This window comes from Caldicellulosiruptor morganii (genome assembly GCF_026810225.1).
In the GTDB taxonomy this organism is placed as follows: domain Bacteria; phylum Bacillota; class Thermoanaerobacteria; order Caldicellulosiruptorales; family Caldicellulosiruptoraceae; genus Caldicellulosiruptor; species Caldicellulosiruptor morganii.
Genome location: NZ_CP113865.1, coordinates 433,107 through 448,248, shown reverse-complemented (window position 1 = coordinate 448,248; position 15,142 = coordinate 433,107). Strand labels below are relative to the sequence as shown.

Annotated in this window: 16 protein-coding genes; 2 read left to right on the top strand and 14 right to left on the bottom strand. The window is 39.6% G+C overall.

The window, feature by feature from the left end; genetic code table 11:
- Nucleotides 1-188: 188 nt before the first annotated feature.
- Together OTK00_RS02125 and OTK00_RS02120 are read right to left on the bottom strand one after the other, a co-directional pair.
- The gene (locus tag OTK00_RS02125; protein ID WP_045170429.1) at nt 189-527 is read right to left on the bottom strand and encodes a P-II family nitrogen regulator; all 339 of its coding nucleotides are present in this window, start codon (nt 525-527) and stop codon (nt 189-191) included.
- 44 nt (nt 528-571) lie between these two features.
- A complete protein-coding gene (locus tag OTK00_RS02120; RefSeq protein WP_045170430.1) occupies nt 572-1,909 on the bottom strand; it encodes an ammonium transporter in 1,338 nt (445 codons plus the stop codon).
- A 554-nt stretch (nt 1,910-2,463) separates the two neighbouring features.
- On the opposite strand from OTK00_RS02120, the gene OTK00_RS02115 reads away from it, so the two are divergent.
- Nucleotides 2,464-2,685, top strand: a complete 222-nt coding sequence (locus OTK00_RS02115) for a nucleotidyl transferase AbiEii/AbiGii toxin family protein (RefSeq protein WP_045170431.1) — start codon at nt 2,464-2,466, stop codon at nt 2,683-2,685.
- Nucleotides 2,686-2,704: 19 nt separating this feature from the next.
- On the top strand, nt 2,705-3,034 hold the full coding sequence (locus OTK00_RS02110) for a DUF6922 domain-containing protein (protein WP_045170432.1): 330 nt from the start codon (nt 2,705-2,707) through the stop codon (nt 3,032-3,034).
- 48 nt (nt 3,035-3,082) lie between these two features.
- Here the strand turns inward: OTK00_RS02110 and OTK00_RS02105 are convergent, their stop codons facing one another.
- From OTK00_RS02105 to OTK00_RS02050, 12 genes are all read right to left on the bottom strand, one after another.
- Nucleotides 3,083-4,480: a 2-isopropylmalate synthase gene (locus OTK00_RS02105; RefSeq protein WP_045170433.1), complete on the bottom strand. Its 1,398-nt coding sequence runs from the start codon at nt 4,478-4,480 to the stop codon at nt 3,083-3,085.
- Nucleotides 4,481-4,664: 184 nt separating this feature from the next.
- Nucleotides 4,665-5,957, bottom strand: coding sequence for a DNA recombination protein RmuC (locus OTK00_RS02100; protein ID WP_045170543.1), 1,293 nt, complete (start codon nt 5,955-5,957; stop codon nt 4,665-4,667).
- 76 nt (nt 5,958-6,033) lie between these two features.
- Nucleotides 6,034-6,921, bottom strand: a complete 888-nt coding sequence (locus OTK00_RS02095) for a PSP1 domain-containing protein (RefSeq protein WP_045170434.1) — start codon at nt 6,919-6,921, stop codon at nt 6,034-6,036.
- Nucleotides 6,922-6,927: 6 nt separating this feature from the next.
- Nucleotides 6,928-7,890 carry a DNA polymerase III subunit gene (locus OTK00_RS02090; RefSeq protein ID WP_045170435.1) on the bottom strand — a complete coding sequence of 321 codons (963 nt, stop codon included), beginning with the start codon at nt 7,888-7,890 and terminating at the stop codon, nt 6,928-6,930.
- A 16-nt stretch (nt 7,891-7,906) separates the two neighbouring features.
- Nucleotides 7,907-8,353: a YaaR family protein gene (locus tag OTK00_RS02085; RefSeq protein ID WP_045170437.1), complete on the bottom strand. Its 447-nt coding sequence runs from the start codon at nt 8,351-8,353 to the stop codon at nt 7,907-7,909.
- A gap of 39 nt (nt 8,354-8,392) precedes the next feature.
- On the bottom strand, nt 8,393-8,722 hold the full coding sequence (locus OTK00_RS02080; protein ID WP_045170438.1) for a cyclic-di-AMP receptor: 330 nt from the start codon (nt 8,720-8,722) through the stop codon (nt 8,393-8,395).
- A 33-nt stretch (nt 8,723-8,755) separates the two neighbouring features.
- The gene (gene tmk / locus OTK00_RS02075) at nt 8,756-9,382 is read right to left on the bottom strand and encodes a dTMP kinase (RefSeq protein WP_052670955.1); all 627 of its coding nucleotides are present in this window, start codon (nt 9,380-9,382) and stop codon (nt 8,756-8,758) included.
- On the bottom strand, nt 9,369-10,754 hold the full coding sequence (locus OTK00_RS02070) for an aminotransferase class I/II-fold pyridoxal phosphate-dependent enzyme (RefSeq protein WP_456298813.1): 1,386 nt from the start codon (nt 10,752-10,754) through the stop codon (nt 9,369-9,371). The genes tmk and OTK00_RS02070 overlap by 14 nt, the downstream gene beginning before the upstream one ends.
- Complete coding sequence (locus OTK00_RS02065) at nt 10,714-11,271, bottom strand: FumA C-terminus/TtdB family hydratase beta subunit (RefSeq protein WP_045170441.1); 558 nt, start codon at nt 11,269-11,271, stop codon at nt 10,714-10,716. Before OTK00_RS02065 ends, OTK00_RS02070 begins: the two co-directional genes overlap by 41 nt.
- 93 nt (nt 11,272-11,364) lie before the next feature.
- Nucleotides 11,365-11,538 (bottom strand): DUF362 domain-containing protein, encoded by a 174-nt coding sequence (locus OTK00_RS02060; RefSeq protein WP_045170442.1) that lies wholly within the window; start codon nt 11,536-11,538, stop codon nt 11,365-11,367.
- Nucleotides 11,539-11,695: 157 nt separating this feature from the next.
- A complete protein-coding gene (cimA, locus tag OTK00_RS02055; RefSeq protein ID WP_045170443.1) occupies nt 11,696-13,276 on the bottom strand; it encodes a citramalate synthase in 1,581 nt (526 codons plus the stop codon).
- Between the two features lie 334 nt (nt 13,277-13,610).
- The gene (locus OTK00_RS02050) at nt 13,611-15,134 is read right to left on the bottom strand and encodes a 2-isopropylmalate synthase (RefSeq protein ID WP_045170444.1); all 1,524 of its coding nucleotides are present in this window, start codon (nt 15,132-15,134) and stop codon (nt 13,611-13,613) included.
- Between the last annotated feature and the right edge of the window lie 8 nt (nt 15,135-15,142).

Sequence of the window (15,142 nt, the reverse complement as noted above, 5' to 3'; positions counted from 1 at the left end):
GGCTTTGCCAAAGCAAATAAACATCTGGCAATGGCAGGCACAAAACACATTATTCACTTTTTCAAAAGAGAGGGGCGCAAGAGGCAAGGCGGATTTATCCTCTCAATTTTGGGGTGTTTTGGATGCCTGCTGTTGCCAAATTGTAAGCGGGAAACTATTGAGCAAAGATAGAGGCAAGCCTTCAAATTTCATATTGCACTTTCTCCATTTTCGCCGGTTCTGATTCTCACTGCATCTTCGACATTGTAGATGAATATCTTTCCATCACCTATCTTGCCAGAGCGTGCAACTTTTATGATTGTGTCTACAATTCTATCAACCTCTGAGTCTTTTACAATAAGCTCAATCTTTATTTTTGGTAAGAGGTTTATGTTAATCTCAACACCTCTGTAATACTCAGTCTTTCCCTTTTGAAGACCACAGCCCATAACCTGTGAGACTGTCATACCTTTGATGCCAAGCTGGTTTAAAGCATCTTTTACCTCTTCAAGCTTCTCGGGCCTGATTATACACTCAATCTTTTTCATAACCTTCACCCTTTTCAATTAAAATTTGGTTTATATGCGCATTTTTACTTCACTGCTTGAGACTTCATTACAAAGTCGCCATACGCTGATGCACCATGTTCTGCAACATCCAGACCTTCTATCTCTTCCTCTTCAGAGACTCTCAAGCCAACTGTGAGCTTGATAATTGCAAAGAGGATAAAGGCTGTTATTGTGGTCCATACAAATGTTGAAGCTACACCTGCAAGCTGAACTAAAAATTGCTTTATTCCACCGCCATAGAAAAGTCCACCATCTGTTGCAAAAAGCCCAACCATCAGTGTTCCAAACGCACCACAAACGCCATGAACTGAGATTGCACCAACCGGGTCGTCAATTTTTAGCTTTTTGTCAATAAACTCAACAGCGATAACTACAAGCACTCCTGCAAGCCCACCAATAATTGCTGCACCCCATGTGTTGACTGATGCACATCCTGCTGTGATTGCAACAAGCCCTGCCAAAGCACCGTTTAGTGTCATACTGACATCAGGCTTTTTGTACTTTATCCATGTATATATCATCGCCAAGCCTGCACCCATTGCAGCTGCCAAGTTTGTATTGACTGCAATATCGCCGATTTTATCGTTCATACCTGAAAGGGTAGAACCTGGGTTGAATCCAAACCAGCCAAACCACAAGATAAATGTACCAAGTGCTGCTAAGGTTATACTATGGCCTGGGATAGCATTGACCTTGCCATCTTTTGTGTACTTACCAATCCTTGGTCCAAGCATTGCGGCGCCAATTAGAGCACACCAGCCACCAACTGAGTGAACAACAGTGGAGCCTGCAAAGTCAATAAAACCAAGCTTGCTCAGCCAGCCGCCGCCCCATGCCCAGTGACCAACAACAGGATATATTATGAATGAAATAACTGCGCTGTAGATACAGTATGCAATAAACTTTGTTCGCTCAGCCATAGCACCAGATACAATTGTTGCAGCTGTTGCTGCAAAAACTGTCTGGAACATCAAAAATGATGTAAGCGGAATTGAAAGCCCTAAATGTTTGAATGAATCGCTCAGGAAAAATCCTGACGTTCCTATGAAACCACCAGCGTCGTTGCCAAACATGAATGCAAACCCAAACAGCCAGAAAATTACAGAACCAATTGCAAAGTCCATTAAGTTTTTCATAACAATGTTGCTTGCGTTCTTAGCTCTTGTAAAACCTGCTTCAACCATTGCAAACCCTGCTTGCATGAAAAAGACCAAAAACGCTGTGACAAGCACCCATACATTATCAATAGCTGTTGCAACCTTTTCAGGTGTAATCTGGTCAGCTTTTGCTGTGCTAAATCCTAATATCACAGCCAGGATTAAAAGTACAATACCAAGTAGCACTTTAAAACCTCTATTCATTTTTAACCCTCCTCATTTAATTAAAACTTGACATGTCTTTTAAAAGCATTTGTTTGACACCTCCTTGCGCCCCTCTTTTTAGAAATAAACTTATGTGGTATAATAAAAAAGCTGCTTTAAAGAAAAAATATAAGGAAAAAACATTACAAATGGGGTTGTGGGTGGAGTATTATCCCATATGGGGTAAAAGAAGTATTGAGTAAGTTGCATTGGTAAATAAAAAAGGCAAAGGCAACCTTTTGAAAGGCGCCTTTGCCTTTCTTTCTTTATTCTCTTTGTTAACTCTCATTATATTCTTCATTTTGCAATTTGTCAATACCAAAATTGCATTTTAATTTCTATAAATTTTTTAAAGTAACTTGTAGTTGTTTTAGATATGGTATACAAAAAATTAGATGTATTTGTATAATTTATCACTCAAATATAATTTTATAATACCTAATTAGCCAATCATTGCATGATAATCATTTGCAAAACATAACACAAGCGTAAACTCTTATCGATTCAAAATCAATGTTAAATCTAAGCTAATAAATTTTTACGGTTATGTTATAATGATTACAGAAGAAAAAACAAAAAAGGAGCCAGTTTTGATGGATATGGAAGTATTGGACCCAGAAGGATATGAAATATGTAGAAATATCGCTAAAAGCAATTTGGCAAAAAAATTCTACCTTGCAGGTGGTACTGCACTGGCATTACAGCTTTGCCATAGAAAGTTATATGATCTGGATTTTTTTCAAAAAGAAGTAAGCAAAAAATTGAAAAGTATATAAAGAAAAGAGGGATTTTTCTGTGAAACTTCCAGAGGATTTTAAAATTCTATTCAAAAATTATAACTTTGAAATGTTGGATACAGAAAAACACAAAGAATTAATAATAAAGACAGTATTGGCAAAAGGTTATTGGGAACACATCGAAAAGCTTTTTGACATTTACAGTTTCAACGAAATAAAAGAAGTATTTTTAAAAGACTTCTATTCAGTCCAAGAACTCCCTTTACCTACAATTTATCTCTGGGGAAGTATATTCCTTGATGAAAAAGAGTACTGGAAATATAGAAATATGAGAAGAAAGATGAAGCTTGTAGAAAAGTGGAAACCGACAAGAAAAGTACACAAGTAAAAAGCCAGCCCAACTTTTTAGGACTGGCTCTTTTTAGCCTAATAAAAACTATTTTACCCTGCTTTCATGCATCCTGAAAAGCTCTGGCATGACTTCCCTAACAACCATCTCAAGCTCATCATCACCAATAACAGTTGTTCTGCCGTTTTCATACTCTTTATCAACCCACTCTTTGATTTTAGCAACCCTTGGGTCGCGCTTGTCAATCTTCTGGTCACCCTCAAGCCTGAAGTAGGTGTTAATCCACGCAGCAATACCGGCAAGCCCTGAGTGTGCATCAACCGCAATGACAATTGGTCTGTTTAGAATTTTCTTCGTGTCAAATATGTTGTAAATCTCCTCATCCTTCAGAATACCATCTGCATGAATTCCCGCCCTTGTTGCGTTAAATGCACGCCCGACAAACGGTGTTCTTGGCGGAATCTCATAGTCAAGCTCTTTTTCAAAATAATCTGCAATCTCGGTAATTACCTCAAGCCTCATGTTCTTTGTTGTCCCGCGAAGCTGAGCGTATTCAATAACCATTGCCTCCAAAGGCGTGTTACCTGTTCGCTCACCGATTCCCAAAAGTGAACAGTTAACAGCAGATGCACCATAAAGCCATGCAGTGCCCGAGTTGACAACAGCCTTGTAAAAGTCGTTGTGACCGTGCCACTCAAGCCACTCGGATGGCACTTCTGCATAGTGCCTGAGTCCATAGATTATACCCTGCACACTTCTTGGCAGTGCAACTCCCGGGTAAGACACACCAAGCCCAAGAGTGTCACAGGCTCTTATTTTTACTGGCATGTTTGCCTGGCGCGCAAGCTTCATAAGCTCATTTGCAAATGGCACAACAAACCCATAAAAGTCTGCTCTTGTGATGTCTTCAAAGTGACAGCGTGGAATTATGCCATTTTCAAGTGCTGCCTCGACAATTGAAAGATACATCTCCATTGCCTGTTTTCTTGTCATGTTGAGCTTTTTGAAAATGTGGTAGTCCGAGCATGATACCAGAATTCCAGTCTCTTTAATGCCCATTTCTTTTACAAGCTGAAAATCCTCTTTTCGTGCCCTTATCCATGATGTAACCTCTGGATAGCGGTAACCTCTTTCCATGCACTTTATAACCGCTTCTCTATCTTTTTTTGAATACAGGAAAAACTCTGTCTGTCTTATAACACCGGAGTCATTGTCAAGCTCGTGCAAATAATCATAAAGCCTTACAATCTGTTCAACTGTATACGGAGACCTTGCCTGCTGACCATCTCTGAATGTTGTATCTGTTATCCATATCTCATCAGGCACAAACATAGGAACATGCCTGTGGTTGAATGCTATTTTTGGAATTTCTGTATACGGGAATATTTCTCTGTAAAGGTTTGGTTCAGGAACATCCTGGAGTGAATATTTATACGCTGCCTGCTCAATCAGATTTGTCTTAGGGTTAAATTCTACTCTCGCCATGCTGCTTACCCTCCACATTGTATATATGTATACAATTCATATTATGAGATATATTATATTCTACTTTTGCATTTTTGACAATACTTTATTGCAAAAATTTGCTGCACACAGGAGTATATTTTAAGATATGAACCTAAATTTTGCAAGATACCAATTTTGAGTCTTCATAAATGAAATTATTTTCTTACACTTCTTCCTCAATCTGATCATTATATAAAATATTTTTGACAGCTTCATCAGAAGAAAGGCTCTGAACACTTTTGAGCTTTCTTTCGATGGTCCTTGTCTTCTTTGCAGCAGTGTCTATGGTGTCCTGCGCTTCAATGAGTTTCTTTCTGACCTTTTCCAGAATATCTCCAAACCTTGAAAACTCGGTCTTTACAGCAGAAAGAAGCTCCCACACCTCACTTGTTCTCTTTTCAATTGCAAGGGTTTTAAACCCAAGCGCCAAACTATTCAAAATGGCTGAGATGGTTGTGGGACCTGCAATTATCACTTTGTATTCCCTCTGAACATATTCAAAAAGCCCGGGAATTCGCAGAACTTCTGCATAAAGTCCTTCTGCTGGCAAAAACATGATTGCAAAATCGGTTGTTTTTGGCGGGTCTATGTATTTTTCCTTGATTGTCTTTGCATTTTGCTTTATTGAGTTTTCAAGCTCTTTGGAAAACCTTGAGATTGCTTCAGTATCATTTTTTTCCTGTGCCTCAAGCAAACGTTCATAGCTTTCAATAGGAAACTTGGAATCTACAGGAAGGTATATAAATTCATCTTCATTTGCATTTTTAGAAGGAATCTTTATGGCAAACTCCACCTGTTCCTGGGTATGAGGTTTTATTCTCACATTTCTTTCATACTGAGAAGCATCCAGAATCTGGTCTATGATGTTCCCAAGCTGAAGTTCGCCCAGCACACCGCGCACCTTCACATTGCTCAAAATCTTTTTAAGGTCACCAACTCCATTTGCCAGTGTCTGCATCTCGCCAAGTCCTCTGTGCACAAGCTCAAGCCGCTCTGACACAAGCCTGAACGACTCACCAAGCTTTGTTTCCAGAGTTGTCTGAAGCTGGTTGTCCACTGTCTGGCGAATCTGTTCAAGTTTCCTCTCGTTTTGTTCCTGGATTTGCGAAAGTTTAAAGTCCACTTCTTTTCTTATCGCTTCAAGCTTCTCATAGCTTGTGGCTGTCAGGTTTAAAATTTGAGCTGAGAAGGAATCAAACTGGGATTTTTGAAATGCTGAAAAGTCTGAAAACCTGCTCATCAAAAGATTCCCAAATGAGCTTATGGTGTTTTGCACATCAACTCTGTTCTGGGAAATCTGATCCAAGGTAAGACTTTGCAGCTTATTCAGCATCTTTTCTATATTTTCAAACCTTCTTTCAAGCTCTGTTTGAAAAGGTTGCTTTCTCAAAATTATAACAGTTAATATATTGACAATAAGTAAAATTATCACAAGTGCAAGAAGCGCAGCTTCCACAACAAAAACCTCCTTGAAATTAAAATTTAAAAAGCGGGCTGCTTTTTTTACAAGCAGCCCACCTTTTTTAACAGGTTTACTCCTCCAAATCCAGAAGCTCTTTGAGTTCATCATCGTCAAGTGCAATTTGCGTTTGTTGAATTTTTCTGGAGTCTTTTATAATCTCAAACTCGCCCACACAGTACTCTTTTATCTCAACATTCTGCTGTTCATCCTCAAACCTGACCTTAATCCTTTCTCTTAAGACATTTACTTCTACAACCTCGCCCTCGCCATCGGCAGTCCTGACAATTGCCCCAAGCCCAGGAAGCCTTGACATTGCCTCTTCATAGAATTCCTGCTCATACGTAAGACAGCACATAAGCCTTCCACAGAGCCCGGAAATCTTAGCCGGATTTAAAACAAGCCCCTGCTGTTTTGCCATCCTGATTGAAATTGGCTGAAATTCACACAGGTGCACCGAACAGCAAACCTCTCTTCCGCACGGACCCAGACCACCTCTGAACTTGGTGTCGTCTCTCACACCTATCTGTCTTAGCTCAATTCTTGTTCTGAAAACGGCTGCAAGGTCCTTTACAAGTTCTCTGAAATCAACCCTGCCTTCTGCTGTGAAATAAAAAAGCAGCTTGTTGTTATCAAATGTGTACTCTGCATGAAGCAGTTTCATAGGAAGACCATGCTTCTGAACCTTCTGCTTGCAAATCTCAAGTGCCTTTGCAGCTCTTTCGATGTTCTCCTGAGCTTTTTGATAGTCTTCTTCGGTTGCCTTTCGCACAACCTTTTTCAGAGGCTGTACTATTTCCTCATCAGGCACTTCTCTTTTCTCTATCATGACCTTACCCATTTCAATCCCACGGACAGTCTCAACAATAACATCATCACCTGCTTTTAAATCTATGCCGTTTGGATCAAACCAGTATATTTTGCCTGCTTTTTTAAATCTCACACCAACAACTTCTGCCATTTACTTTTAGCCCCCTGATAGTTTTAAAAAAATCATATCAAGAACATTTTCTGAAACAACATTCGCATCAGGATATCTATCCAGAACCATAAAATCCTGCAAAAGCCTGTATATATGGGTAATTGTGTGTTTGTTAGAAAATTGTATAATCTTTTCTAATTTGTCTGTATTGGTGATAAGTTCAATACTCTTTGTCTTTTTGTACAAAAGAGCATCTCTCAGAAAGTATATAATGTTTTCAAATAAGAATTCAAAATCATTCTTAAACTTTTCAAATTCACTCTCAAACTCTTTTATCAAACCAAAGCCTGCGCCATCATATTGAAGAATTTTATCAAAAATATAATCTCTTTTATTTTGAACTTCTTTGTTGTAAAAATCAAGAGTAATTTTAGGATTACCTTTGCAAAGTTTTATTATGTAGTCTTTTGGCTCAAGATTATTCTGACTCAAAATTCTTGCTATTTCAGAGGCAGAATATCTCTTAAACGAAAGCACAACAGATCGTGAGATTACGGTTGGCAAAAGTCTTTCAATATTGTTGCATGTGATTATAAAAATTGCATAAGGTGGAGGTTCTTCCAGTGTTTTTAAAAGAGCATTTTGAGCACTTGTTGAAAGCTCCTCGCCCTCTTCGATTACAAATACTTTCCTGTCAGAAAAAATCGGACCTCTTGACAGGTCTTTTATAATCTCTCGAACGCTCTCAACCGAAATCTCTTTTTTATCTTCCTGCCTTTTTATAATTTTAAAGTCCGGATGTGAAGATGCATCAAAAAGATGACAGGATTTACAAACTCCACATGAAGATTTGTTTTCACATAGAATGTGTTTTGAGAATATCCTTGCCAAAAGCTTTTTCCCGAGCCCTTTTTCTCCTTCAAATATATAAGCATGAAAAGGATTTTTCAGTGCCTTTTTTAGTGTAAATACAATCTCTTTTTGACCAATGAACGTATCTAAGTTCATCTTCTACCTTCACCTTCTATGTGAATAAGTCTATCAAAAGCCCCTTTATTTCATCTACGTATGACAGAACTTTTATATTATCAGCTTCTTTTTTAATAATCTCCTGAGTCAGCAGGTCCATTTTTTCATCTATTTTCTTTACAATCCCAAACACCTTATGCCTGCCTTTTTTGCCAAAAAGACTTTCTTTAAAATATTCATGTGAAGAGAAAACGGTATACGACAAAAGCTCTCGAATATACTTCTTATACTCTTTCAAAGTAAGCAAATCCATCTTCTGGGCAAGAGATTTGCCTAAAGAGTCTATCTTTTCTATGAGCTCTTTTATCCTCTCGACTATCTGCTGCCTCTCAAGCTGCTTGATATACACCGAAAAATTCTCCTGCTTTTTTTCAACCTTTTTCGGGTCCTGAAAAAATGTTACATTGGTAATACTATTTCTTTTTACATCTTCTATCCTCATCTTCTCTTCTCACTTCTTTAAATATATTTTCTATATTTACTAAACCTTCTCAAATCTCTCAATATTGATGACAAAAACGGTTGCACCGCCAATTGTAATCTCTATCGGATACGGGATGTATGCACCCACCGAAGGATTATTTGTAACAGGCGAGGATACAAGCTGCTTTCTCGTTTTGCATTTTTGAGATATTAAATCAATCACCTCTCCCACCCTGTCATCCTCAACACCAATCAAAAGAGTTGTATTCCCGGAGCGCAAAAAACCACCCGAAGTTGAAAGTTTTGTCGCCATTATACCTTCCTTCTGAAGACTGTCCAAAAGTCTTCCCACATCCTCGTTCTGAATTATAGCAACAATCAGCTTCATACTCTTTCCTGCTCTCCTTCCATAATACCATTTTTATTGTTCTGCTTTTAAAAGCTCATCTACCACACTGCACACCCCTTCAAACACCTCATCAACTGTGCCTTCTGCCTCAATGTTCACACACCTTTCAAACCTCTGAACAACCTCTTTGAAACCATTGTAAACTTTTGTATGAAAGTCTATATCTTCAATATCAATTCTGTCAGTTTTGCCGGCCATTTTAAGCCTCTTTATTGCAATCTCAGGTCTTGCGGTCAGGACAATATACAAATCAGGTTTTAGCTTTTCTTCAAAGATAGAATTGAGCCTTAAGATATTCTCAATGCCAACTCCCCGTGCAATGCCCTGATACACCACACTGCTCAAAATATATCTGTCACAAATTACAACATATCCTTCTTCAAGAGCAGGAATCAGAACATTTTTTACATGCTCATTCCTGTCGGCTGCAAGAAGCAAAGCTTCAGTAAGCCCATCCATTTTGCACACAGGGTCCAAAAGAAGCTTTCTTATTCTGTATCCTATCTCTGTCCCACCGGGTTCTCTGGTTGTAATAACCCTGTAGCCCTTTTGTTTTAAATACTTTTCCACCTTCAAAAGCTGAGTGGTCTTGCCAGAGCCGTCATTGCCTTCAAATACAATAAACTTACCTCTCATCAATTACATCAACCTCATTCTCTTCTATAAAGTGATTCCCAAAGATAGCTGCTAAGTACTCTATAGCATCTTTATCTATGACCTCACCCTCAACCACCACAGGACAGCCAGGCGTGTAAGGAACTATTGCCTTTGCACATACTCGCCCGGCTGCATCTTTTAGCTTCAGCTTTGTCTTTTTGTATTCATCCACTTCATAAATCTTCAAAACCTTTTTCGGCCTTGGTGGCAGAGAAAATGTTTCTTCTTTCAATTTATCTTTTTTACTTATTATATCATAAAAAAAGCTTTTCAAATTTTCAAAGTTAGAAAGGCTATCCATAAAGGAAAAATAAAATAGAATCCTCCCCGCATCAATTGACTCGGGTACAATGGAGTACTTGGAAAGAAGCGCTTTTATATCTTCAAGCCCAAAGCCCAAGTCCCTAAAATTTAAAAGAAGCTTCAACTTATCTACATTTCTCAACCGGTGGTTTGTATATATCAAAACCGGCAGAGAGATCTCATCTAACATCCTTAAAACATCGTGATACAGCCTTTTGCCAAACCTTTTTGAAAACTCTATCCCATACTCACTCCACATCAAAAGCACAAACGACGGACTTGATGTGTGAAGGCTTACAAGAATCTCACTCAGCCTTCTATTGTCATTTAAATTCGACAAAAGCAGAGCCGACTGGTTCGGACAGGGCAGTGTCTTGTGAAGACTTACAATACATATGTCCGCCCCCTCATCTAAAGCTGTCTGTTTGCCCGCAAATTTGTAATATCCCCCGTGAGCCTGGTCCACTATTAGTTTCTTATTATATCTTTTGGAAAGTTTGGCAAAAGTCTTTATATCCTGATTTACCCCATAGTATGATGGAGAGGTGATTATAACAATCTCTGACTTTGTTTCTCTTAAACTCTTTTCAAACTCCTCGGCATTTATATATGTGTAAATCCCGAGTCTTGAGTCATACTGTGGGAAGATGTAATCTATGTCAAGCTTTAAAATCTTTGCAATGCTGTAAATGCTCCTGTGCGCATCCCTGTTTATAAGTATGCTGCCAAAAGGCTTTGATAACGCAGCTATACAGGATTGAAGAAGGTGTGTTGAGCCCTGAAGAGACAAAAATGAATATCCTGAGCCAAAAAAGTCATTTATATCTTCCAGAAATTCTTTTATAAACCCCGACGGATTCAGAAGGTCATCTGTGTAAATTGTCTCTGTGACATCAAAATACGGATACGCATTTTTGATGCTATCCGGGAAAATTTCTTCTATTCCTTTGTGCCCCGGCATATGAAGTCGCTGATAGTTGTAATTTTTGAGGCTATTTAAAATCTTCAAGTTATTTAAAATTTCCTGCATACTTTCCCGGTCCAATCTCATATATATCTTCTCCCTGTGAATCTACTGCAACAATGCAAGGCAGATCTTCAACCTCAATCTCTCTTATTGCCTCAGCCCCGAGTTCTTCAAACATGACAACCCTCTGTGACTTCACACAGCTTTGAATCAAAACTGCAGCACCGCCAAACGTGGCAAGGTAAACACTGCTGTGCTTCTTTATAGCTTCTTTTACCTGTTGACTTCTTTTGCCCTTCCCTATCAAAACTTTTACACCAAGTTCAAGCATCAAAGGGGTATATATATCCATTCTTCCGGCTGTTGTAGGACCGCAGGGTCCTATCACCTCGCCGGGCTTTTCAGGGCACGGTCCCATATAGTAAATAGCACCATTTTTAAAGTTAATAGAAATATCCTGCCCCCTTTGTATCATCTCAAAAAGCCTTTTATGCGCGGCATCCCGTGCAACAAAGAGCCTGCCGCTGACAAGAACCTCTTGCCCTGCTTTTAAACTCTTTATCTCCTCATCATTTGATACCGGAATGTAGAGCCTCTTCAAATCCTCCTCAACCTCTCATTTTGTATTTATGTAAAATAAGTTAAAGACCGGGCAAGAAAAAGAATTACCCGGTCTTTTCTGTGATAAAAAAGATTAATCTCTTGGCTTTGGAGCATCAACTGGGCATACATTTGCGCATGCACCACATGAAATGCACTCTTCTTCATTGATTACATACTTGCCCTCGCCAGGTGAAATGCACTGAACCGGGCATTCGCTTTCGCATGCGCCGCAGGAAATACAATCATCTGTGATGTAATATGCCATTTTGTCTTTGCCTCCTTTTTTGAAATTAAACTTACTTTTATAATAATACCACGATTTTAGAGTTTTTAAAATAGATTTTTTGAATAAATGCCATCTCTGTAATTTTTATTGGAAATTATTCTGATTCTAATATAAGCAAACTATTCTTAATTTTCTCTTATTTCAAAGCCTTCTCCTTGCAAAGTTTATACTCCAAAGAGTCAACAAGGGCAATCCAGCTTGCATTGACAATGTCTGTTGAAACACCTACGGTTGTCCATGTATCCTTGCCGTCTGTTGACTCAATCAATACACGAACCTTTGCAGCGGTTGCTGTCTCGGCATTTAAAACTCTTACCTTGTAGTCAACAAGGTGAACCTCTTTTAGCTCCGGGTAGAACTTTTCTAAAGCCTTCCTCAAAGCGCTATCCAAGGCATGAACAGGTCCATCGCCTTCAGCTGCTGTAATTGCTGTGACACCATCCACCGCAATCTTGACAATTGCGGATGAGCTGTAGTCCACTGCCGGCTCGTTTATCAGCACCTTGAATTCTTTCAGTGTAAAGAACGGCTGGTAAAGCCCGAGTTTTTTTCTGATTAGCATCTCAAACGAAGCCTCTGCAGACTCAAACTGATACCCTTCATTCTCCAAACGCTTTAGCTCATCTATAATATCTTTTGTCACAGGTGAGTCTTTTGTAACTGTCGGGTCAATCTCGCGGATTTTATCAAGAACTGTAGATCTTCCCGCAACCTCAGACAGCACTATTCTTCTTGTATTTCCAACAATCTCGGGGTTGATATGCTCAAACGACGCCGGGTTTTTCTTGACAGCATCAATATGCATACCGGCCTTGTGAGTAAATGCATACGCCCCAACATATGGTGCTCTTTCGTTTGGTATCATATTGGCAATCTCTGCAACATACCTTGAAAGAGATGTAAGGTGCTTGATACTCTCATCGGGCACACATTTAAACCCAAGCTTTAGCTGAAGATTTGGAATAAGCGTGATCAAATCCGCATTTCCACATCGCTCACCATAGCCATTGATTGTCCCCTGAACCTGACGTGCACCGGCAAGCACTGCCATGATGGAATTTGCAACAGCCATGCCTGTGTCATTGTGACAGTGAATTCCTATTAAGGTGTCCGGAAACATCTGAACAACCTCTTTTGTGATGTTGTAGATGTCCATGGGAAATGTTCCGCCGTTTGTATCGCAAAGGTCCAGAGAATCTGCTCCTGCCTCTTTTGCAACCTTCAAAGTCTCAAGAGCATAACTTCTATTGTTTTTGTACCCATCAAAGAAATGTTCAGCGTCAAACACCACGTATTTGCCCAGAGACTTTAGATATTTTATGGTGTCATAAATCATCTGCAGATTTTCCTCTTCTGTAGTTTTCAAAACCTCTTTAACATGAAAATCCCAGGACTTCCCAAAAATTGCAACCGCTTCGGTATCTGCCGCGATGAGCGATTTTATATTGGGATCATCTTTTACATCAATACCAACACGCCTTGTTGACCCAAATGCAATAAGCTTTGCATTTTTAAGATTCATCTTCTTTACTCTTGCAAAAAACTCCTGGTCTTTGACATTGGAGCCCGGATTCCCTGCTTCAATGAATTTGACCCCGAATTTGTCAAGCCTGTCCACAATTTTCAGCTTGTCCTCTAAGGTAAATGAAATTCCGCCGGCCTGGGCACCATCTCTGAGCGTTGAGTCATAGATGATAATCTCCCTGTTATCTGCCAATGAAAACCCCTCCTTTTTTAAAATCAAAAAAGCCCAGCCTGTGCAGATCTGGCTGGGCTTGTAAAATTCAATTTAAGCTTCAATCTCCTATAGTTTAAAGATGCCCCAGGGGTCTTTTGAAAAACCCCACCTTAACATACACAGGCCAAAATGGGTGCAATGCGGCATATGAAATTTTATAAATAAGTTTAATTATTCCCTTTCTAATTATTGATATAAAACCTGTAATTATGCCGCATATTCGTATTATCACTTTCCTGCACCCCTTTGACCCATTGATTTTTATTTGGTAATTATTTTAACCCCAATTTGAAAAATTGTAAAGAGTCAATTTTCACTCCTCCGAAATCTTATACAGCATCTTGTTTATAGCATTTATATACGCCTTTGCACTTGCCTCTAAAATATCTGTGGACAAGCCTCTCCCCAGAAAAGCCTTGCCGTCTTTTTTGATCCTGACTGTTACCTCACCAAGAGCATCCCTGCCCTGGGTGACAGCCTTTATACTGTAATCATCAAGCTCAACCTGAAGCCCGGTGATTCTGTCAATTGCCTTGAAGATTGCATCAACAGGACCATCACCGGTTGCTGCCTCTTCATACTCTTCTTCACCCGATTTTACCCTGACAGATGCTGTTGAAATCAAATCATTTCCGCTTATGATCTGGAATTTAACAAGCTCGTATGTCTCCGGTATGTTGAGAGATTTTTGCTCAAGCAGTGCTTCTATGTCCCTGTCAAGCACAATTTTCTTTTTATCAGCAAGCACTTTGAATTTTTCAAACGCAGCATCAATCTCTTCTCGCGTAAGGTCTGTATATCCAAGCTCTTTGAGTCTTTCTTCAAATGCATGTCGCCCGGAGTGCTTGCCAAGCACCATCCTGTTTTTGGGAAGCCCTATTGATACAGGGTCAATAATCTCATAAGTAGAACGCTCTGACAGAACGCCATGCTGGTGAATTCCAGACTCATGCGCAAACGCATTTGCACCGACAATCGCCTTGTTTGGCTGAACAAACACACCTGTCAAAGACGACACAAGCTTGCTTGTTCTGTAAATCTGCGTTGTGTCAATTAAAACATCAACATCGTAAAAATCTTTTCTGGTCTTTAGCGCCATTACAATTTCCTCAAGTGCAGCATTTCCTGCCCTCTCTCCAAGCCCATTTATTGTGCACTCAACCTGATGAACGCCTTCCTCCACCGCTGCAAGTGAGTTTGCAACAGCAAGTCCAAGGTCGTTGTGGCAGTGCACAGAAATCTGAACCCTGTCAATGTCAGGAATGTTTTCCTTCAGTGCTCTTATAATCCTCTTCATCTCCTCGGGTGTTGTGTAGCCCACCGTGTCGGGAATGTTTATGACCGTTGCACCAGCTTTTATAACAGCGTCAAACACCTTTATCAAAAACTCTATCCTTGAACGTGTTGCATCCTCGCATGAAAACTCAACATCGGACACATACTTTTTTGCATACTTTACCATTGCAACTGCTCTCTCTAAAACCTCATCCTCTGTCATTTTGAGCTTATATTTCATGTGAATATCGCTTGTTGCAATGAATGTGTGAATTCTGGGTGCTTGAGCGTTTTTGAGCGCCTCATACGCCCTGTCGATGTCCTTTTCAACCGCCCTTGCCAGAGACACAACAACTGCATCCTTAATATTCTCAGAAATTGTCTTTATAGCCTCAAAATCACCCGGAGAGGCTATAGCAAACCCTGCCTCTATAACATCAACCTTGAGTCTTTCAAGCTGCTTTGCTATCTCAAGCTTTTCGTTCACATTGAGCGAAACACCCGGTGTTTGCTCACCATCTCTGAGCGTTGTATCAAATATCCTTATAATTCTCCTGCTCATCAAAACCC

Excerpts from the sequence above, each read along its gene's own strand:
- OTK00_RS02125 (WP_045170429.1), bottom strand. The coding sequence starts at position 527 with ATGAAAAAGATTGAGTGTATAATCAGGCCCGAGAAGCTTGAAGAGGTA.
- OTK00_RS02120 (WP_045170430.1), bottom strand. The coding sequence starts at position 1,909 with ATGAATAGAGGTTTTAAAGTGCTACTTGGTATTGTACTTTTAATCCTG.
- OTK00_RS02115 (WP_045170431.1), top strand. The coding sequence starts at position 2,464 with ATGATTACAGAAGAAAAAACAAAAAAGGAGCCAGTTTTGATGGATATG.
- OTK00_RS02105 (WP_045170433.1), bottom strand. The coding sequence starts at position 4,480 with ATGGCGAGAGTAGAATTTAACCCTAAGACAAATCTGATTGAGCAGGCA.
- OTK00_RS02095 (WP_045170434.1), bottom strand. The coding sequence starts at position 6,921 with ATGGCAGAAGTTGTTGGTGTGAGATTTAAAAAAGCAGGCAAAATATAC.
- OTK00_RS02090 (WP_045170435.1), bottom strand. The coding sequence starts at position 7,890 with ATGAACTTAGATACGTTCATTGGTCAAAAAGAGATTGTATTTACACTA.
- OTK00_RS02085 (WP_045170437.1), bottom strand. The coding sequence starts at position 8,353 with ATGAGGATAGAAGATGTAAAAAGAAATAGTATTACCAATGTAACATTT.
- OTK00_RS02080 (WP_045170438.1), bottom strand. The coding sequence starts at position 8,722 with ATGAAGCTGATTGTTGCTATAATTCAGAACGAGGATGTGGGAAGACTT.
- OTK00_RS02070 (WP_456298813.1), bottom strand. The coding sequence starts at position 10,754 with ATGAGATTGGACCGGGAAAGTATGCAGGAAATTTTAAATAACTTGAAG.
- OTK00_RS02060 (WP_045170442.1), bottom strand. The coding sequence starts at position 11,538 with ATGGCATATTACATCACAGATGATTGTATTTCCTGCGGCGCATGCGAA.
- OTK00_RS02050 (WP_045170444.1), bottom strand. The coding sequence starts at position 15,134 with ATGAGCAGGAGAATTATAAGGATATTTGATACAACGCTCAGAGATGGT.